The following is a 17,481-nucleotide window of genomic DNA, read 5'->3' as shown; positions in this document are numbered from 1 at the left end:
TGCGTTCTGCGTTCTGCGTTCTGCGTTCTGCGTTCTGCGTTCTGCGTTCTGCGTTCTGCGTTCTGCGTTCTGCGTTCCGCCCCCATCTCAACCAATCACTCCCTCTTCCGTCGCTACCGCATCCAAGCCAATATCCCACGGCTCCAAAGGCAGTTGCTCTACCTCCTGGCAGCTGTGGGCGATACCGATCAATCGCGGTTTGCTAAAGCCTGGCAGACGGCGTTTAAAGGCAAAGGTGGTATCGTAGAAGCCACCGCCCATTCCCAGTCGGCCACCGCTGCGGTCAAAACCCACTAAAGGTAGTAATACAACATCCAGGTGTTGCGGTGACAGCGGTGCGGCCCTGTGTTTTATCGGCTCGGGAATACCGAAACGATTGCGCCGAAAAAGGGTTTGAGCGGCAAAGGGCGTAAACCACAATTGGCGTGTGTGCCAGGGGTGCAATACCGGCAGGTAACAGGCTATACCATGCTGCCAGGCCCAGTGGGCAATGGGGCGCGGGTCGAGCTCGCCATCGGCGGGCCAGTACAGAGCAATGTGACGGGCGCGCTTGAGCCAAGGTTGGCGTGTGAGAATATCAACCAGCGCTTGGGCGGCAAAGGATTGTTGCTGACTGGAAAGGGTTCGGCGTTTGTTGCGCAACTGGCGGCGCAGTTGGCGTTTGCCTGATTCAGAATCCATGATGAAAGTAAAACCCCAGAATGCCGCTGTCAATTGGGCCTTGAACCCTAAAGTTCAAGGGGTGGCCCCAGCGATGTCATTAGGCTTTCCGTCGTGCGGACATGCTCACAAACACCAGCGAGGAGCTACCGGGTACAGCATTATCGGCTCAAGGACATAGTCGACTGGCGTACATCCCAGGGTAGTTATAATTATAACGTATTTTGGGTCGTTAACCCAAAATTTAGTGGGAAATCGAGCGCAAGGTCAGTCTATAAGCGCCTTCCACAAGGTGTTTTAGCTGAATGGATTTGAGGCTTGAGGCCGGCATTTGGCGCTAAGCCTGCCGCTTTTGCACCTTATTAAAACCCAGTGGATGCCGGGGCGAGTAGTCGTCGGTATCGGGCGATGAGGAGGGTGAGGCTAGGTTAGCTGGCGCTGAGTTGATCCAGCTGCGCTTCAATCTTTTGCTGCATCCGCAGCAGTGATTCAGGGTCGAGAGACTGATTGCTGCCCGAGGATTGAGCGACTAGCAGCTCGTGGCTCAGGTTCAGCGCTGCCATGACGGCGATGCGCTCCAGGCCAATAACGCTGCCAGAGTTTTTAATCATGCGCATCCGCTCATCCAATACCTGGGCCGATTCAATCAGGGCGTGGCGCTCTTCATCGGGGCAGGCGACTTGGTAGTCTTTGTCGAGAATACGTACATTGATCGTTTGATTGCTCATGGGAGCCTCATTTTATTCGGATTCCAGACTTTTTAAACGAGTGATCATTGCCTCAACCCGGGTGCGGGCTAAGTCATTCTTTTCAATTAGGCGCACGCGCTCGCGTTGCCAGTCACTCTCGCGCTGCTTGAGCTCGATATTTTCCTTGTGCAAGCGTGCGGATTGCCTGAGCAATTCATCCAGCTTGGCATCCAGCGTATTGATCCGTTCGTCAGACATGAATAAGACCCGTTGGTAAACGGTAGATACTATAATTGCCCTAGCTTGCAGGGGTCAATTACTCTTGATGTAATTTCTAGCTTATACGCGCAGAGTGCGAATATCAAAGGCATTTTTGTGCGCTGTCACACGTCGCCCCCGAGCGCGTGGCACGCTGTGCTAGCATAGGCGCCTTATTAGGAGTGGTTTTATATGTCTGAATTGGAAAAAGTTGCCAACCCATTTGACGATTGGGATGAGCGATTTGCGCCGTTAAACGCGCTCAATAGCCCGGCTGAATTGCAGGGTATGTTGTGTGGCCGTCTCTGTGGTCAGGCCATGAACGAAGCCGACTGGCTGCGATTGGTCAGTGATTTTATGGCTCTCACCGAAGAGCCCGACCAACCCACCACCAACGCATTGTTGGAATTTTTAACGCAAACCCGCCAGCAATTATCGGGCGAAGGGTTTAGCTTTGTTTTGCTGCTGCCCGACGACGAGCAAGGCATGGCCGAGCGAGTGGAGGCTCTGTCGCAGTGGTGTCACGGTTTTCTCAGCGGCTTTGGCGCCTCTGGCGCGGCCGAACAGGGTCAGTTGGAGCAAGAGATCGCCGACACCCTGGAAGACTTTTCTGCGATTGTGCAGGTGGCCGCCGACGACAACGATGCAGCCAGCACCGAGGCGGATTTTATTGAAGTGGCCGAGTATGTGCGTATGTCCGCTCTCACCTTGTTTCAGCACTATCACCCAGAGGCGGCCGAGCCCAATGACGCCGCTCAGGGCAACACCCCCAAAACAGTACACTGATTGCTATGAGAATTGCTAAATCTGAATTCGCCCGCCGCCGCAAAGCGCTGATGGACGTTATGGAGCCGGATAGCATTGCTATTGTACCGGCGGCGCCGGAGCGCACCCGCTCGCGCGATACCGAATATGTGTATCGCCAAGACAGCGACTTTTTTTATCTGACCGGCTTTGCTGAACCCGAGGCGGTGCTGGTGTTGATTCCGGGGCGCGAGCACGGCGAGTTTGTGCTTTTTTGTCGCGATCGCGATCCCGAGCGAGAAATCTGGGACGGCTATCGCGCCGGCCCCGCTGGTGCCTGTGATCAATACGGCGCCGATGACGCTTTCCCTGTGGATGATATCGACGATATTCTGCCGGGCCTACTCGAAGGGCGCGAGCGCGTCTATTATGCCATGGGCAAAGATGCCGGCTTCGATCGGCAGGTAATGGAGTGGGTTAATACCATCCGTGCCAAAGTGCGCTCTGGGGCGACCCCGCCCGGCGAGTTTCTCGACCTCGCCCACTTTCTGCACGATAACCGATTGTATAAAAGTGCGGCGGAGATTCGTGTGATGCGCGAGGCCAGTGAAATATCCGCCCGTGCTCATGTGCGCGCCATGCAATACTGCCAGCCCGATGTGATGGAGTACCAGTTAGAGGCCGAAATTCTGCACGAGTTTGCTATGGCTGGGGCCCGCTCTCCGGCCTACAACTCGATTGTGGGCGGTGGCAAAAACGGCTGCATATTGCACTATGTGGAAAATTCAGCTGCGTTAAAAGCAGGTGATTTGGTCTTGATCGACGCCGGCTGTGAGCTAGAGAATTACGCCGCCGATATCACCCGCACCTTCCCGGTGAGCGGCACCTTTAATGCCGAGCAAAAAGCGCTTTACGAGCTGGTGCTGGCGGCGCAAGAGGCCGCATTGACCACGATAAAGCCCGGTGCTCACTGGAACGAACCGCACGAAATATCGGTGCGTACCATCACTCAGGGTCTGCTGGATTTGGGGCTGCTTAATGGCGAGCTGGATACCCTGATCGAAGAGGGCGCTTACCGGCGTTTTTATATGCATCGCATCGGCCACTGGCTGGGAATGGACGTGCACGATGTGGGTGATTACAAGGTCGGCGGCGAGTGGCGAGTGCTAGAACCCGGCATGGTAATGACCGTTGAGCCCGGCATTTATGTCGCCCCCGATGATGACACAGTTGCCAAAAAGTGGCGCGGTATTGGTATTCGAATTGAAGATGACGTGCTGGTTACCAAAAACGGCTACGATATCTTATCCAAAGATGTGCCTAAAACCGTGAGTGAAATCGAAGCGCTTATGGCCAGTGCTCAAACCCGGCGGAGCACCTAAACCTTGGCCGAGGTGGATATTGCCATTATCGGTGGTGGCCTGGTAGGGGCCAGCGCCGCCCTCTTGTGCGCCCGGGCCAACCCACGGTGGCGCATTGCCATCATTGACCCGCAGCCTGCCCCCACCGACGCACCGGTGGGGCGGCCCAGCTTCGACGCACGCTCCAGTGCCCTGTCCGCCGGCAGTGTCGAGTGCTTACAGCAGTTGGGTTGCTGGGCAACACTGGCCGATAGTGCCGGTGCTATTCGGCAGGTGCATGTGTCCGATCGCGGTTATTTACCCGGCCAAAGGCTGAGTGCGGCCGAGTTTCAGCGCGATGCGCTAGGGTATGTGGTGCCTAATGTGGCTTTGGGGCAAGCTCTGTTTGCTGCCCTGTCACAGGTGGGCCACCTAAAAACACTCACCGATACCGTCCAAAATATCGAATTTAACCGCGAGCAGGCCAGTCTGAACTTGCAGTCCGGTTCTGCCCTAAGCGCGCGTTTGGTACTAGTGGCCGATGGCGCGCAATCGGCCACCCGTGAGAGCCTCGGCATAGGCACCCGCGACCATCACTATCAGCAGCAGGCGGTAATTGCCAATGTGCGTGTCAGCCAGCCACATAAAGGCGTTGCTTACGAGCGGTTTACCGATCAGGGGCCGATAGCGCTTTTGCCACTAGCGCCGGATCGCGAGCTGGCTTTGGTGTGGACTCTACCGCCTGCCACAGCCGATAGCGCCCGCCATTGGCGCGATGAACAGTTTCTTGCCGAGCTGCAAAACCGGTTTGGCCACCGCTTGGGGCGGTTCCAGTCGGTCAGCGAGCGGGTGAGTTACCCGCTCGTGCGCCGCGAAGCGACCGAGCAGGTGCGCTCGCGTCTTGTATTATTAGGTAATGCCGCCCACTCATTGCACCCGGTGGCCGGGCAGGGTTTTAACCTAGCGCTGCGAGACTGTGTGCAGCTGGCGCGGTATTTATCTGAGACGGACCCGGGCGCCTTGCCCGAGTTATCGGCATATCAACAGGCGCGCCGTAAGGATCAAGCAGTTACCACCATCGTGGGCGACGCCATGGTCCGCCTGTTCAGCCGCCGCGATCCGGGCGCGGTCACCCTGCGCCACCTCGGCTTACTGGGGCTAGAGGCGCTGCCCCCTCTAAAAATTGGCTTCGGTCGACACATGATGGGCCTAGCTGGCAGTCAGACTTCGAGCTCGGGCGAGTGCGCTTGCGGTTCGGCCATTGAGGGCGGTCAACATGGCTGAGCGGCAGGTGGATATTATTGTGGTTGGCGCCGGTATGGTGGGTGCCGCCTGCGCATTGCAGCTGCAACAGCGTTTTGCCGGTAAGCAAATTGCTCTGGTGGCGCCCGAGCCTGTGCAGGTGTCTGCGCCTGAGCCATTTGACCCGCGTGTGGTGGCGCTGACCGAGCGCTCCCGCTCGCTGCTGGCTGACCTCGGGGTGTGGCAGACACTGGCCGATACGCGGGTTTGCCCCTATCGGCGAATGGACGTGTGGGATGGCGAGGGGGCCGGCAGTATTCAATTTGACAGTGCTGAACTCGGCCGCGATACTCTGGGCCATATTGTCGAGAATCGGTTAATCGTACAAGAGCTGTTGCAGCGGATCGCGCACAGCGAAATCGAGCCGGTAGCCGCCAGTGTTAAGTCGCTGGTATTTGCGCCCCAGGCCGTAGCCGGTGTGGTGCTGGATAACGGCGACACTCTTAAAGCCCCCCTGACCATTGCTGCCGATGGGGCGCGCTCCAGTCTGCGCGATATGGCGGGTTTGGCCGTGCGCGAGTGGTCCTACGGGCAGAGCGCGATTGTCACGACCGTTAAAATGCAGCGCAGCCATCAGTTTACCGCGCGCCAACGCTTTACCGCCCTGGGGCCGCTGGCCTTTTTACCTCTGCGCGAAAGCGCACAAGACACAGCGCCTAAGCACTGCTCTATTGTCTGGTCTGCCGAGCAGGCTCTGGCCGATGAGTTAATGGCGCTGGATGACAAAGCCTTTGCCGCACGATTGGGAGAGGCCTTTGAGCATCGTCTGGGCCAGGTTGAGTCGGTGGCCAAGCGCTTTGCCCTGCCACTGGTGCAGCGTCACGCGCGCCAGTATGTTTGCCCGGGTTTAGCCTTAGTGGGCGATGCCGCGCACAGTATTCATCCGCTGGCGGGGCAAGGGGTCAATTTGGGTCTGCTCGATGTGGCGGCCCTGACTCAAGAGCTGGTTCGAGCTGCCGAGCGCGATTTGGGCTTGTGCGAATATGCCTCATTGCGGCGCTATGAGCGGTCTCGAATGGGGCATAATCTCAGTATGATGGCGGCGATGGAAAGCTTTAAGCGGCTGTATGGTAGTCGCGACCTATCGGTGCTGCATCTTCGAAATCGTGGTATGGACGCCGTTAACCGCCTGACTCTATTGAAAAATACTCTCGCCGAACAGGCGATGGGTTTGTCTTTGTCATAATAATGTCGATTTATTCTATGAAAATACACGTACTGGCACATTTTTTTAATGCTCTTTTATTGCTGTGGCTTATTGCCGCGGCGGGATTTTTGGCCTCGGAACTGCAGGTTGAGACTGTGTTTGCGGCCGTTGTGACCTTAGTGGTCGCCTATTTTGTCTTTAAGCACCAGCGCTGGGGTTATTTTGCCGCAGCCGCTTGGGGTTTGGCCTGTTACCAGTTGGCAAAAGAGGAGCTTGCCCTGGAGGTGATTAAACGCCCTGCCATGCTGGGTGGTTTTGCCGTTGTGGTGATTGCGCTTATCTTGCATGAAGTGTTTTGTCGCCGCCCAACCAGAGGGCGCGACCAACCGATGTAACCGCGAGCTTTGCCTTCCCCAGGCCAAAATGATTTTGACCGGTGCTGAATAATTGCCCAGTAGCGGTGTTAGTAAAAATGAGTAGAACTGAACCCAGTTCATCCATTTCACAGTCAATAGATCATTTTTAGGTTCCGCACATGGTTGTGTGGAGTAAGTAGGGAAGCCGGCGCAGCCGGTATGCAAAGTCAGTAAGAGGGCGTTATGTCAGAGCAATTGGTCTCAGGTGTGGTTAAGTGGTTTAACGATGCAAAGGGTTACGGGTTTATCGAGCGCGAAGGCGGTCCGGATGTGTTTGTACACTTTCGTGCGATTAACGGCACCGGCCGGCGCACTCTGCTAGAGGGACAGAACGTGTCCTTTGAAGTGGTGCAGGGTCAAAAAGGTCCACAAGCCGAGAATGTTACCGCCGTTTAAGTATTAGGCTCGACGCCCGGCGCGCGCTGAGCTAAAGTGCTGCGCCGGGTGCCGACAGAATTTTAGTTTTCGCCCCTGGCCGCTTGCGGCCCGGGGCTTTTTTGCGTGTGAGTTTTACATTAACAATAGGGTAGCGGCTTGTCTGATTTAACCGTTGTGATTTGGTTTTTTGTGGTAGTGGCCACGGTGTACTACTGGTGGCGGGCACTAATGGCAAAAGAAGTTGCCCTTCGTGCGGCCGCGCGCCACTGTAAAGAGATGGATATACAGCTGCTCGATCAGAGCGTCTACCTGCGCCGCCTCTGGTTTAAGCGCAATCACAAAGGCGCGCTCAGCCTCTGGCGCGCCTTTTACTTTGAATTTACCTCCACCGGCGAAGACCGCTACACCGGCCGGGTCATCATGTTGGGCCGGCGTATCGAGCAGGTTGAGCTGGATCCGCACCGGGTTCACTAGTGTCCGGCTCTGCTCAGAGATTAGTTTCTTGCGATTTACCCCGCACAATACTGGGCTTGTTCAGGGCAAAGCTTTATAATTCGCGGTTTGGCCCTAGGGGCGTATTTTAGTTGGAGTCCATCATGACAGAGCGTAAAGCACAGGTATCGCGCGATACTCTGGAAACGCAAATCAGTGTTGAGTTAGATCTCGACGGCAGCGGTCGCGGGGAGTTTGATACCGGCGTGCCGTTTCTTGAGCACATGATGGATCAGATTGCTCGCCACGGCATGATCGATATGAAGGTGACCTGTAAGGGCGATACCTATATCGACGATCACCACAGTGTTGAGGATATCGGCATTACCATCGGTCAGGCGATTGCCCAGGCGATAGGCGATAAAAAAGGTATTCGCCGCTACGGCCACGCCTATGTGCCGCTGGATGAGGCCTTGTCGCGAGTGGTGATCGATTTTTCCGGTCGCCCCGGCCTGATTATGAAGGTACCTTTTACCCAAAAGCGTGTGGGAGCCTTTGATACCGAGCTGTTTTCCGAATTTTTCCACGGTTTTGTCAACCACGCTCAGGTGACGCTGCACATCGATTGTCTGCGCGGCGAGAACGCTCACCACCAGATCGAGACCGTTTTTAAGGCCTTCGGCCGCGCCGTGCGTATGGCGCTGGAAGAAGATCCGCGTATGGCGGGTATCACGCCCTCCACTAAGGGCAGCCTGTAAGTCATGACAGAAACGGTAGCGGTTATTGATTACGGCATGGGCAACCTGCACTCGGTGGCCAGCGCTTTGGGCAAGGTATCGACGCAAAACGTTGTGGTGACCAGTGATGCGGCCGAGGTCAGCGCCGCCGACCGGGTGATTTTCCCCGGTGTGGGCGCCATTGGCGATTGCATGAGTGAAATCCGCCGGTTGGGCTTCGATCAGTTGCTGCGCGAGCAGGTCAGCTCGGGCAAGCCGGTGCTGGGTATTTGCGTCGGTATGCAGGCACTGCTGAGCCACAGCGAAGAAAGTGGCGGTACCGATTGCATCGATCTTTTCCCCGGCCAGGTAAAATTTTTTGGCCACGACTTAAAAAGCGCAGCGGGTGAGCCGTTAAAAGTACCCCACATGGGCTGGAACCAGGTTGCCCAGGTTGAGCACCCGCTGTGGCACAACATTGCCGACCAATCCCGCTTTTACTTTGTTCACAGCTACTTTGTGGAAGACACGGGGACTGAGGTTAAAGGTCGCTGCCAGTACGGCGTCGAGTTTGCCGCCGCCCTGGGGCGCGACAACTTATTTGCCGTGCAATTTCACCCCGAGAAAAGCCACACCGCAGGCTTACAGTTACTGCAAAATTTCGTTGGCTGGAACGGCCAGAGTTAACGCATCAAGAGAGATTTAACATGCTTATTATCCCCGCCATCGATTTAAAAGACGGCCAATGTGTGCGTTTGCGTCAGGGACTGATGGACGATTCCACCGTATTCTCCGATGATCCGGTTGCCATGGCGACCAAATGGGTGGATGCCGGTTGCCGCCGTTTGCATCTCGTTGACCTTAACGGCGCCTTTGCCGGCACTCCGGTTAACGGCGATGTCGTGACCGCGATTGCCAAGGCTTACCCGAAGCTGCCGATTCAAATTGGCGGCGGCATTCGCTCGGCAGAAACCATCGAGCACTATATTAAAGCGGGCGTTGAATACGTCATTATCGGCACCAAAGCGGTAAAAGAGCCAGATTTTGTCACCGATATGTGCCGCGAATTCCCTGGCCATATTATCGTTGGGCTAGACGCCAAAGACGGCTGGGTGGCCACCGATGGTTGGGCCGAGGTGTCCGATGTCAAAGCGAGCGATTTAGCTAAACGTTTTGAGGCCGACGGCGTTAGCTCGATTGTCTACACCGATATTGCACGCGACGGTATGATGCAGGGCGTTAACGTTGAAGCCACCGTTGCCATGGCCCAGGCCTCCAGCATTCCGGTGATTGCCTCGGGCGGCATTACCAATATGGACGATATTCGCGCCTTGAGCGCTGTGAGCGACAAAGGCATTTGCGGGGCCATTACCGGCCGCGCCATCTACGAAGGCACATTGGATGTGGCCGAAGCGCAAGATTACTGCGACGGCGCGGAGTAAATTCTATGGCACTGGCAAAACGTATTATTCCCTGTCTGGATGTGGATGACGGCCGCGTGGTTAAAGGCGTGCAGTTTGTCGATATTCGCGATGCCGGTGACCCGGTGGAAGTGGCAAAACGCTACAACGAAGCGGGCGCGGATGAGATTACCTTTCTCGACATTACCGCCAGCCATCAGGGGCGTGACACCACAGCCCACACGGTGGAGCGTATTGCCAGTGAAGTGTTTATTCCCCTGACCGTGGGCGGCGGCATTCGCACGAACGATGATATCCGCCGGATGCTAAACGCCGGTGCCGATAAGGTCGGCATTAACTCTGCCGCAGTGCATAACCCCGACTTTGTAAAAGCCGCCAGCGACCGCTTTGGCGCTCAGTGTATTGTGGTGGCCATCGACGCTAAGCAAGTCAGTGCCGAGGGCGAGCCTTTGCGCTGGGAGATCTTTACCCACGGCGGTCGCAAGCCCACCGGTATTGATGCCGTAGAGTGGGCGACCCGCATGAGCGACTATGGCGCCGGCGAGATACTGCTGACCAGTATGGATCGCGACGGTACTAAAAATGGCTTCGATTTAGCCCTGACTCGCGCTATCAGTGAAGCGGTGCCCGTGCCTGTAATCGCCTCGGGTGGTGTGGGTAACTTGCAGCATTTGGCTGATGGCGTACTAGAAGGGCAGGCCGACGCTGTGTTGGCGGCTAGTATTTTCCACTTTGGGGAATACACCGTCAATGAAGCCAAGCTGTATATGCAAGAGCGCGGCATTGAGGTGCGTCTGTAGCAAAGCAAGGGAAGTTTGCGCAGACGATTTATCTCGCTCGCGGTAATTGACACAAATAAGCAATCCCGCAGCGACGGCTCGCCGCGGTGAATAGGTACTTAGCTGGCTAAATGTTTAGTGTTAAGCCGCGCGGTACTTTTCTATGACTTTGGCGGCGCCAGGCGCAGCTTCACAGATAAAGTCGATAAATTCACCTACGCCAATTTCAGCATCGGCACGGGTATCGAATGGGCCAATGTCCACGCCCTCACGGGTCATGTAGTACCAGTAGCCAGACTTTTCTACAAAACGGCCAGAGCGGTCAGGTACGCCGCCATTTTCACCGGTGCGGTTATCGTTGCTCATAGGGTTCACCTCGCGATCTTATCCTGTTATATCCGGTTCATTATGACGAATGGCCCGGGGTGCAATTGCACTGTTCCTTTGCGAATACGCCAATAGATGGCGTTGGAGTTGCTGAGCCCTCGATTACTGCGAGTATGTCACTCTATCTGAGCCCAATACAGCCTACCGTAAGCTAATTATACGCACTTCCTGTGAGTTTGTTTATATCGTCTTTATCTACTTATAAAAGTTGCTGATAACCAAACTCTATTAATTTAGAGGGCATCTGGCTTTTTGCCTGGCTTTGGAGCTGTGCTGGGGGCATGGTCCACTGGCGCAAAAGGGGCGGCGGGGCTTGGCAGAAACCCGCCCCCGGAGGGCTGGGCGCGACCAATGCCGATGCAGATACCAGTTCAACTCCCTGCTCTGCATACCACTGCTCAGAGACCTGTTCGAGTACCTGAAGAGTTTCTTTATAAGGATGACCAATCGCGATGGCATGGCCCTGAGTTTTGGCCCGTTTTACGGCGAGCAGCAGTTGTCGGTGGATATGCTCGCGGTCAATTTCATGATCGAGAAAAACATCGCGCTTGGCGCTGGCCAAACCGTAAGCTTGAGCCGTTTGGTGGGCAACACTTTGTGCGGTAGTACGGCTGTCGACAAAATAGAGCTTGGCGCGGCGTGCCTCACTCATAGTCCAGCCCATGGGTTGGGGCTCGCGGGTCAAAGCACTGCCCATATGATTATTGAGGCCCACGATGTGTGGGAAATGCGCAATAGATTTGCGTAAGGAGGCGGTAAACTCTGCTCGACTCATCTGTAGTGTCAGGGCGCCGGGTCCGAGTGCTAGCCCCGCCATATTCTCCATGGGGGCGTGGAGTATTTGCTCTTTACCCTGCCTGTGGGTGAGTTCGGCTAAATAGTGGCTGTGCGGGGTGTGCGGCAGCAGTGCCAGAGTATAAGCACCCGCTAAGCGCGCAGTGCGTTCACCAAGGGCGCGGTTGTAACCGACGTCGTCAATAATAATGGCGAGCTTGGCACGGGTAGGGTCGGGCTCATGCCCGGGGCCATTGGCGCCCCAGGCGGTTAGGCTAGCCAGAAATAGACAGGCGATCAGTGAGCGCAAAGGGTTCGCTTACAAGGTGTCGGTTTCGGGAGCGGCTTCTACCGGCTCACTGACAGGGGGTATCTGCGCCTGCTGGCGGAAAATATGTAAGCCCTTTAACAGGTTGAGCGCTTCGTGTAATTGATTGTCTTTAGCCAAAATAGAACTGTCGCCGGCGCGGGACTCTTCGCGGGCTTTGGTGCCCACTTCTTCTTCGCCATTGCCATTATTTAAGTGTCCGGCCAGATCGGCTTCGGTGGTGAGCAGTGAGGGTTTAACCGCCGTCACTTTGGCGCGCTCAACGATAACATCGGGCTCAATTCCCTGGGCTTGAATCGAGCGGCCATTGGGGGTGTAGTAGCGCGCGGTAGTTAATTTGATTGCGCGGCTTTCGGTGATGGGCACCACGGTTTGCACCGAGCCCTTGCCGAAGCTGCGTGTGCCCATTATGACGGCGCGGCCCTGGTCTTGCAGGGCGCCGGCGACAATCTCTGAGGCCGAAGCAGAGCCGTCGTTAATCAGAACCACCAGTGGTAAGCCGTCGGTTACGTCGCCAGCGTTAGCGTGGTAGCGGCTTTCACTTTGGGCAATACGCCCTTCGGTATAGACCACCAAGCCGCCATCGAGGAAGATATCCGTGACATCGACCGAGGCTTGTAAAACGCCGCCGGGATTGTTACGCAAATCGAGTATTACGCCGCGCAAGCCGTCGTGATCTTCCAACGTTCGGTTGATCTTACCGGCAAGGTCGCGCCCGGTATTGACTTGGAAGGTTGCGATGCGCACGTACAGGTAATCGTCATCCAGTAGTTTGGTGCGAACACTGCGCACTTTAATAATGTCGCGCACAATGCTCAGCTCAAACGGTTGATCAACGCCTTCGCGCACGATGGTTAGAGTCATTTCACTGCCCTTAGGGCCGCGCATAACACTGACGGCCTCGTTCAGGCTCATGCCTTTCACCGGTTGATCGTCGAGACGAATAATTAAATCGCCGGCTTCAATACCCGCTTCTTTGGCGGGGGTATCATCAATGGGCGAGACGACTTTCACAAAGCCATTTTCCATGCCCACCTCAATGCCCAAACCACCGAACTCGCCGGAGGTGTTGACCTGCAAATCTTCAAAGCGGTCGGCATCTAAATAAGAGGAGTGCGGGTCTAACTCGGCCATCATGCCTTTAATAGCGTATTCCAGTAGCTCGGTATCGGTAAGCTCTTCGACATAGCTGGTACGAATATGGTCGTAGACGCGGGTGAAGGTGCGTAAATCTTCCAGCGGCAGCAGCCCTTGTGCCTCTGACTCGCTGTCGAGACTGTCGGTCATTGCCTCCACATCGGTTTCTGCCGGTAAGGGCTCTGGGTCTTGTGCCCAGCTGGGGGCAGAGGCCAAAAATAAGACCGCTAAGATAAGGCTGGATGGGGCTAAACGCATTCCGTTCTCCTAAAGATTCGGCGCGCGCGGTTAGGCGCGAGCAAGCCAGGGCTTGGGATTAGTGGGCCGGCCTTGATGGCGAATCTCAAAATAAAGGCCAGAGTAATTCTGGCCACCACTGTTGCCCACGCGGGCAATGGTTTCTCCGCCCTGTACTCGCTCACCGGGGCGTTTGAGTAAAGTTTGGTTGTGTGCATAAAGGCTCATATAACCCTCGCCATGATCGACAATCATCAGCAGGCCGTGGCCGCGCAGGTAATCGGCAAAGATTACCATTCCGCCGTGGATGGCGACTACAGGGGCGCCGGTTTTGGCTTCAATCACCAGCCCGTTCCAAGACAGCTGGTTGCCGACCCGGTCGCTGCCATAATTGTGGCGCACGGAACCTTGTGTGGGCCAAGGCAGTTGACCTTGCAGGCCGCTAAACGCCTGACCGCTAAACGGCGAGTGCGAGGTGCCTAGGGTGGTGGTCATCTCCTCTAGCAGCACCGCAAGGTGCGCTTGGTTTTCCTGATCTGCGGCGAGTTTGGCGTCTTTATTGGCAATAATACTGGCCAGTTGTTGCAAGGTAGAGGCGCGCTTTTTTTGCTGGCTTTGCAATTGGCGCTGGCGCAGACTCAATTGCTGCTTTTGTGTGGCGAGTGCATCGCGACTGGCTTGTACCTTGGGGGTGAGAGTTTTTAGTTCATTGATGGTGCTCAGGTACTGGTCGAGCTTATCGTTGCGCGCTTTAAGTAGATAATCGTGGTAGGTATTGAGCCGGCTTAGCCGCTCGGGTGATTGCTGGTTGAGCAAAATTTTCAGTGGGCTTTGCGGCCCGCCTTGATAGGCGCTGCGTACTTGTGCCGCAATTTGCTGCTTTTGCCCCTGGCGCTGTCGATTTAAATTGCGCTGGCGCTGTTGCAGGGTTTGCAGTTCAGTGTCTTGGGTTTGTATTTTATCGTTGAGCTGATCGACTTTATTTTCCAGTGAGTCAATTTCTGTCTCTGACTCCTCCAGCTCGTGCTGTAACTTGCCGCGTTCGGATTTGACCTGGTTGAGATCTTTTTTAAGCTGCTCAATATTTTTCTGTAGCGCTTCGAGCTTGCGCTGGTACTCGGCGGCATCATCTGCGCCGAGTGCACACAGGCTGGCACTGCCCAGAAAAAGACAGAGTAGCGCCGCGACCAGAGGCCGCGGTGAGCGTGCAAAGTGACCGAATCGCATAATGCTAAGGGCGTAAACCGCCCGTTTACCCCTTGAGCTCGACAAGGTTGCGGCCGGTCATTTCAGCGGGCTGTTCGATATTCATTAGGTGAAGCATAGTCGGGCCAATGTCCGCCAGTGAACCGCCGTCGCTGATCTGACCGTCGCGCTCTCCGATATACACCAGTGGCACCGGCAAGGTAGAGTGTTGGGTGCTTACCTGGCCTGATTCGGGGTCAAACATTTGCTCGCAGTTACCGTGGTCGGCGGTGATTAGGGCTTGGCCGCCAGCGGCGCGGGTGGCGTCTACCACACGGCCAATGCAAGCATCGACGGCTTCAACGGCCGCCACTGCGGCATCGAAGACGCCCGAATGGCCGACCATATCGCCGTTGGCGTAGTTGCAGATAATCGCATCGTATTTACCGGACTCGATGGCTTCCACCAGTTTATCGGTAACTTCCGGCGCACTCATTTCCGGCTTGAGGTCGTAAGTGGCAACATCGGGCGAGGGAATTAAGATGCGGTCCTCACCTTCAAACACAGCCTCTTGGCCGCCATTAAAGAAGAAAGTAACGTGGGCGTACTTTTCCGTCTCGGCGATGCGCAGCTGAGTCTTGCCCTGGTTTTGCAAGTACTCACCAAACGAGTTGGTCAGAGGTTGCGGTGGGAAGGCGCAGCTGGCTTTGATGTCGGAGGCGTACTCGGTCGTCATGACAAAATCGGCCAGCTCGGGGACGAGCTTGCGCTCGAAACCATCGAAATCGCTATCGACCAGGGCGCGGGTGATTTCACGCGCTCGGTCGGGGCGGAAGTTCATAAAGATAACCGCATCGCCATCGTTGATGGTGGCCACTTCCTGGCCTTCACCGCAAATTACGGTGGCTTTTACAAACTCGTCATTTTCATCGCGCTCGTACGCGGCTTGCAGGCCGGCTACACCGGTTTCTGCATCGTGTTCGGCGTCGCCGGTGACCATCACGTTGTAACACTGTTCCACGCGGTCCCAGCGGTTGTCGCGGTCCATAGCAAAATAGCGCCCACAAATGCTGGCAACGCGGCCCACTCCCAGTTCGGCAAACAGTGCCTCGGCTTGCTTGAGTGGCCCCTCGGCGCTGCGCGGTGCAGTGTCGCGGCCGTCGAGAAAGGCGTGTAGATAAACCTCGGTGGCACCTTGCTCGGCGGCGGCTTTAATCATCGCCAGAATATGATCGGTGTGGCTGTGTACACCACCGGCGGACAACAGGCCGAGAATATGCACAGCTTTGCCGTTGTCTTTGGCTTTGTTAATAGCGCTGACATAGGCGGGGTTACTGGCAAAGTCACCATCTTCGATGGCTTTATTGATACGGGTAAAGCTCTGATACACTACCCGGCCGGCGCCGAGGGTCATGTGGCCCACTTCGCTGTTGCCCATTTGTCCCTCGGGCAGGCCTACGGCCAAACCAGAAGTGCCAATCAGGCTTTTCGGGCAATTGTTCCAATAGTTATCCCAGTTGGGAGTCTTGGCGCTGTAAATAGCGTTGTGTTCGGTGGATTCTGAGTGCCCGAAGCCGTCGAGAATCAGCAAAACCATGGGTTTTTTCTTGGTTGTCATAGATTCAGTCGCTTGTTTGTTGTTTCAAGAATAGGAAGATGTCCTTATTCTACCGATTATGGCCACACAACTCTACGTTACAGCCCGCGCGCTGGGCGAGTTTTTCTCAATTGGGCTATTAAACCGCAGTGCCTGTCGGCCAGCGCTGTGCTGGTGTATACTTTCGCCCTTTTGCGGCCGGCTTCGGTCGCTAACCGTTAAGTAAGGGTCTTCGGGTGAACAATATACTCATATTTGTCACAGAGCAGTGGCTGCTGGTCGGTACTTTGGCAGCACTGGTTTATTTGTATGCGTGGCGCGAGAGGTTGAAAAATGGCCAACCTATCACCACATCTGAGGCTACAGCTTTGATCAATGCCGGCTCAGCACTGTTTGTCGATGTGCGTGATGGGGCAGAGTTCAAAGCCGGTCACATCACAGGCGCGGTCAACCTTCCTTATAGTAAGTTGGCCGACCAGTCCGATACCCTAGAAGAGCATCGTGACAAAACCTTGATTTTGGTCGACAAAATGGGACAGCACGCCGGTAGCGCCGGGCGCCAGTTAGGCAACAAGGGCTACACTGTGTGCCGTCTTTCCGGTGGTATCAGTGAGTGGCAAAACCAGAATTTGCCACTGGTTAAAAAGTAGGTTACTTGTGAGCCAAGTTGTTATGTACACCACAGCGGTGTGTCCTTTTTGCGTTAACGCCAAGCGTTTGCTCGATAGCAAAGGCGTTAAGGTCAAGGAAATTCGGGTGGATCGGGAGCCTCACTTACGTCAGAAAATGATGGCTGAGAGTGGCGAGCGAACCGTGCCGCAAATATGGATTGGCGATCGTCACGTGGGCGGTTTTACCGAGTTGTGGGCGCTGGATAAGCGCGGCGAACTCGATCCTTTACTATTTGCCAAATAAATAAACACAGTTATACGAGACACAGTTATGTCAGAAGAAAACAACCCAACCCCAGCAAGCTCCCTAAACGGTCAAGGCGATGAGAAAGCAACACCGACCTTCGCAATCCGTCGTATTTATTTGAAAGATCTGTCGTTTGAAACCCCTATGGGGATTGAAGGTCTGTCGAATGCCAGCAAAGCGCCGAACATTGAGCAAGAGCTGAATGTTCAAACCAACACCATTTCAGAAACACTCTATGAAGTGGCTCTGTTGTTGACCATCACTGCTAAGCTGGATGACAAAGCGGTGTTTTTGATTGAAGTGAAGCAGGCGGGTTTGTTTGAAATTTCAAATATGCCCAAGGATAACTTTGGCCGACTGATCAACGCTGAGTGCCCGACGATTCTGTTTCCTTACGCTCGTGAGGCGATTGACAACACGTTGAATCGCGGTGGTTTTGCGCCACTGAATATGCCCCCCATTAATTTTGATGCGGTTTTTGCCCAGGCGATTTCTTCGGCACAGCAAAAACAACAAGCTGAGTCACCTGCCGACGCCTAAATTGGCTTCGCGACTGAGCTCTAAAGCCCGCTTAGCGGGCTTTTTTTATGCTTGTCAAAAAACGAGATCGACTTGTTACCTCTATTTTTATTACTT

Annotated in this window: 22 protein-coding genes and 1 other RNA gene; 14 read left to right on the top strand and 9 right to left on the bottom strand. The window is 55.3% G+C overall.

Features of this window, described 5'->3' with window-relative positions:
• Positions 1 to 87: 87 nt before the first annotated feature.
• The 4 genes from Q4563_RS05555 to Q4563_RS05540 all read right to left on the bottom strand — a co-directional run bounded on the left by Q4563_RS05555 (position 88) and on the right by Q4563_RS05540 (position 1,607).
• Positions 88 to 681 carry a 5-formyltetrahydrofolate cyclo-ligase gene (locus Q4563_RS05555; protein WP_303603885.1) on the bottom strand — a complete coding sequence of 198 codons (594 nt, stop codon included), beginning with the start codon at positions 679 to 681 and terminating at the stop codon, positions 88 to 90.
• An 8-nt stretch (positions 682 to 689) separates the two neighbouring features.
• A non-coding RNA gene (ssrS, locus tag Q4563_RS05550) (6S RNA) lies at positions 690 to 867 on the bottom strand.
• 221 nt (positions 868 to 1,088) lie between these two features.
• On the bottom strand, positions 1,089 to 1,388 hold the full coding sequence (locus Q4563_RS05545; RefSeq protein WP_215976180.1) for a cell division protein ZapA: 300 nt from the start codon (positions 1,386 to 1,388) through the stop codon (positions 1,089 to 1,091).
• Between the two features lie 12 nt (positions 1,389 to 1,400).
• Entirely contained in the window at positions 1,401 to 1,607 is a 207-nt protein-coding gene (locus Q4563_RS05540) for a TIGR02449 family protein (RefSeq protein ID WP_215976181.1), read from the bottom strand.
• Between the two features lie 192 nt (positions 1,608 to 1,799).
• Here Q4563_RS05540 and Q4563_RS05535 point away from each other — a divergent pair, with 192 nt between their 5' ends.
• The 11 genes from Q4563_RS05535 (at position 1,800) to hisF (ending at position 10,303) form a co-directional block, all read left to right on the top strand.
• Positions 1,800 to 2,393: a UPF0149 family protein gene (locus tag Q4563_RS05535; protein ID WP_303603884.1), complete on the top strand. Its 594-nt coding sequence runs from the start codon at positions 1,800 to 1,802 to the stop codon at positions 2,391 to 2,393.
• Positions 2,394 to 2,398: 5 nt separating this feature from the next.
• Positions 2,399 to 3,733 (top strand): Xaa-Pro aminopeptidase, encoded by a 1,335-nt coding sequence (pepP, locus tag Q4563_RS05530; protein WP_215976183.1) that lies wholly within the window; start codon positions 2,399 to 2,401, stop codon positions 3,731 to 3,733.
• Between the two features lie 12 nt (positions 3,734 to 3,745).
• Positions 3,746 to 4,975, top strand: a complete 1,230-nt coding sequence (gene ubiH / locus Q4563_RS05525; protein WP_303603894.1) for a 2-octaprenyl-6-methoxyphenyl hydroxylase — start codon at positions 3,746 to 3,748, stop codon at positions 4,973 to 4,975.
• Entirely contained in the window at positions 4,968 to 6,179 is a 1,212-nt protein-coding gene (locus Q4563_RS05520) for a UbiH/UbiF/VisC/COQ6 family ubiquinone biosynthesis hydroxylase (RefSeq protein WP_303603883.1), read from the top strand. The genes ubiH and Q4563_RS05520 overlap by 8 nt, the downstream gene beginning before the upstream one ends.
• Positions 6,180 to 6,196: 17 nt before the next feature.
• Entirely contained in the window at positions 6,197 to 6,535 is a 339-nt protein-coding gene (locus Q4563_RS05515; RefSeq protein ID WP_303603882.1) for a hypothetical protein, read from the top strand.
• 204 nt (positions 6,536 to 6,739) lie between these two features.
• Positions 6,740 to 6,952, top strand: a complete 213-nt coding sequence (locus tag Q4563_RS05510) for a cold-shock protein (protein WP_303603881.1) — start codon at positions 6,740 to 6,742, stop codon at positions 6,950 to 6,952.
• Between the two features lie 138 nt (positions 6,953 to 7,090).
• Positions 7,091 to 7,408 (top strand): DUF3301 domain-containing protein, encoded by a 318-nt coding sequence (locus Q4563_RS05505; RefSeq protein ID WP_215976187.1) that lies wholly within the window; start codon positions 7,091 to 7,093, stop codon positions 7,406 to 7,408.
• Between the two features lie 122 nt (positions 7,409 to 7,530).
• Positions 7,531 to 8,124 (top strand): imidazoleglycerol-phosphate dehydratase HisB, encoded by a 594-nt coding sequence (gene hisB, locus Q4563_RS05500; RefSeq protein WP_215976188.1) that lies wholly within the window; start codon positions 7,531 to 7,533, stop codon positions 8,122 to 8,124.
• 3 nt (positions 8,125 to 8,127) lie between these two features.
• Positions 8,128 to 8,769: an imidazole glycerol phosphate synthase subunit HisH gene (gene hisH, locus Q4563_RS05495; RefSeq protein WP_303603880.1), complete on the top strand. Its 642-nt coding sequence runs from the start codon at positions 8,128 to 8,130 to the stop codon at positions 8,767 to 8,769.
• A 20-nt stretch (positions 8,770 to 8,789) separates the two neighbouring features.
• Positions 8,790 to 9,524, top strand: coding sequence for a 1-(5-phosphoribosyl)-5-[(5-phosphoribosylamino)methylideneamino]imidazole-4-carboxamide isomerase (hisA, locus tag Q4563_RS05490; protein WP_303603879.1), 735 nt, complete (start codon positions 8,790 to 8,792; stop codon positions 9,522 to 9,524).
• Between the two features lie 5 nt (positions 9,525 to 9,529).
• Positions 9,530 to 10,303 carry an imidazole glycerol phosphate synthase subunit HisF gene (gene hisF, locus Q4563_RS05485; protein ID WP_303603878.1) on the top strand — a complete coding sequence of 258 codons (774 nt, stop codon included), beginning with the start codon at positions 9,530 to 9,532 and terminating at the stop codon, positions 10,301 to 10,303.
• Positions 10,304 to 10,423: 120 nt separating this feature from the next.
• Here hisF and Q4563_RS05480 read toward each other — a convergent pair whose 3' ends face one another.
• From Q4563_RS05480 to gpmI, 5 genes are all read right to left on the bottom strand, one after another.
• Positions 10,424 to 10,648, bottom strand: coding sequence for a DUF6316 family protein (locus Q4563_RS05480; protein WP_215976192.1), 225 nt, complete (start codon positions 10,646 to 10,648; stop codon positions 10,424 to 10,426).
• A 220-nt stretch (positions 10,649 to 10,868) separates the two neighbouring features.
• Positions 10,869 to 11,753 (bottom strand): divergent polysaccharide deacetylase family protein, encoded by an 885-nt coding sequence (locus Q4563_RS05475; protein ID WP_303603877.1) that lies wholly within the window; start codon positions 11,751 to 11,753, stop codon positions 10,869 to 10,871.
• 9 nt (positions 11,754 to 11,762) lie between these two features.
• Positions 11,763 to 13,166: a S41 family peptidase gene (locus Q4563_RS05470; RefSeq protein WP_303603876.1), complete on the bottom strand. Its 1,404-nt coding sequence runs from the start codon at positions 13,164 to 13,166 to the stop codon at positions 11,763 to 11,765.
• Positions 13,167 to 13,196: 30 nt separating this feature from the next.
• Positions 13,197 to 14,372, bottom strand: coding sequence for a murein hydrolase activator EnvC family protein (locus tag Q4563_RS05465; protein ID WP_215976195.1), 1,176 nt, complete (start codon positions 14,370 to 14,372; stop codon positions 13,197 to 13,199).
• 25 nt (positions 14,373 to 14,397) lie between these two features.
• Positions 14,398 to 15,948 (bottom strand): 2,3-bisphosphoglycerate-independent phosphoglycerate mutase, encoded by a 1,551-nt coding sequence (gpmI, locus tag Q4563_RS05460; RefSeq protein ID WP_215976196.1) that lies wholly within the window; start codon positions 15,946 to 15,948, stop codon positions 14,398 to 14,400.
• 215 nt (positions 15,949 to 16,163) lie between these two features.
• On the opposite strand from gpmI, the gene Q4563_RS05455 reads away from it, so the two are divergent.
• From Q4563_RS05455 to secB, 3 genes are read left to right on the top strand one after another with little or no spacing between them, the layout of a single operon-like run.
• A complete protein-coding gene (locus Q4563_RS05455) occupies positions 16,164 to 16,577 on the top strand; it encodes a rhodanese-like domain-containing protein (protein ID WP_215976197.1) in 414 nt (137 codons plus the stop codon).
• A 7-nt stretch (positions 16,578 to 16,584) separates the two neighbouring features.
• Positions 16,585 to 16,842, top strand: coding sequence for a glutaredoxin 3 (grxC, locus tag Q4563_RS05450; RefSeq protein ID WP_215976198.1), 258 nt, complete (start codon positions 16,585 to 16,587; stop codon positions 16,840 to 16,842).
• 27 nt (positions 16,843 to 16,869) lie between these two features.
• Positions 16,870 to 17,385: a protein-export chaperone SecB gene (secB, locus tag Q4563_RS05445; protein ID WP_215976199.1), complete on the top strand. Its 516-nt coding sequence runs from the start codon at positions 16,870 to 16,872 to the stop codon at positions 17,383 to 17,385.
• Positions 17,386 to 17,481 lie beyond the last annotated feature (96 nt).

The sequence above is a fragment of the Gilvimarinus sp. 1_MG-2023 genome, assembly GCF_030548285.1.
This window is presented reverse-complemented; position numbering and strand designations above follow the sequence as displayed.

What these genes read in the sequence shown, in the direction of transcription:
- Q4563_RS05555 (WP_303603885.1), bottom strand. Translation starts at nt 681, where the DNA reads ATGGATTCTGAATCAGGCAAACGCCAACTGCGCCGCCAGTTGCGCAAC.
- Q4563_RS05545 (WP_215976180.1), bottom strand. Translation starts at nt 1,388, where the DNA reads ATGAGCAATCAAACGATCAATGTACGTATTCTCGACAAAGACTACCAA.
- Q4563_RS05540 (WP_215976181.1), bottom strand. Translation starts at nt 1,607, where the DNA reads ATGTCTGACGAACGGATCAATACGCTGGATGCCAAGCTGGATGAATTG.
- Q4563_RS05535 (WP_303603884.1), top strand. Translation starts at nt 1,800, where the DNA reads ATGTCTGAATTGGAAAAAGTTGCCAACCCATTTGACGATTGGGATGAG.
- pepP (WP_215976183.1), top strand. Translation starts at nt 2,399, where the DNA reads ATGAGAATTGCTAAATCTGAATTCGCCCGCCGCCGCAAAGCGCTGATG.
- Q4563_RS05520 (WP_303603883.1), top strand. Translation starts at nt 4,968, where the DNA reads ATGGCTGAGCGGCAGGTGGATATTATTGTGGTTGGCGCCGGTATGGTG.
- Q4563_RS05515 (WP_303603882.1), top strand. Translation starts at nt 6,197, where the DNA reads ATGAAAATACACGTACTGGCACATTTTTTTAATGCTCTTTTATTGCTG.
- Q4563_RS05510 (WP_303603881.1), top strand. Translation starts at nt 6,740, where the DNA reads ATGTCAGAGCAATTGGTCTCAGGTGTGGTTAAGTGGTTTAACGATGCA.
- hisB (WP_215976188.1), top strand. Translation starts at nt 7,531, where the DNA reads ATGACAGAGCGTAAAGCACAGGTATCGCGCGATACTCTGGAAACGCAA.
- hisH (WP_303603880.1), top strand. Translation starts at nt 8,128, where the DNA reads ATGACAGAAACGGTAGCGGTTATTGATTACGGCATGGGCAACCTGCAC.
- hisA (WP_303603879.1), top strand. Translation starts at nt 8,790, where the DNA reads ATGCTTATTATCCCCGCCATCGATTTAAAAGACGGCCAATGTGTGCGT.
- hisF (WP_303603878.1), top strand. Translation starts at nt 9,530, where the DNA reads ATGGCACTGGCAAAACGTATTATTCCCTGTCTGGATGTGGATGACGGC.
- Q4563_RS05480 (WP_215976192.1), bottom strand. Translation starts at nt 10,648, where the DNA reads ATGAGCAACGATAACCGCACCGGTGAAAATGGCGGCGTACCTGACCGC.
- Q4563_RS05470 (WP_303603876.1), bottom strand. Translation starts at nt 13,166, where the DNA reads ATGCGTTTAGCCCCATCCAGCCTTATCTTAGCGGTCTTATTTTTGGCC.
- Q4563_RS05465 (WP_215976195.1), bottom strand. Translation starts at nt 14,372, where the DNA reads ATGCGATTCGGTCACTTTGCACGCTCACCGCGGCCTCTGGTCGCGGCG.
- gpmI (WP_215976196.1), bottom strand. Translation starts at nt 15,948, where the DNA reads ATGACAACCAAGAAAAAACCCATGGTTTTGCTGATTCTCGACGGCTTC.
- secB (WP_215976199.1), top strand. Translation starts at nt 16,870, where the DNA reads ATGTCAGAAGAAAACAACCCAACCCCAGCAAGCTCCCTAAACGGTCAA.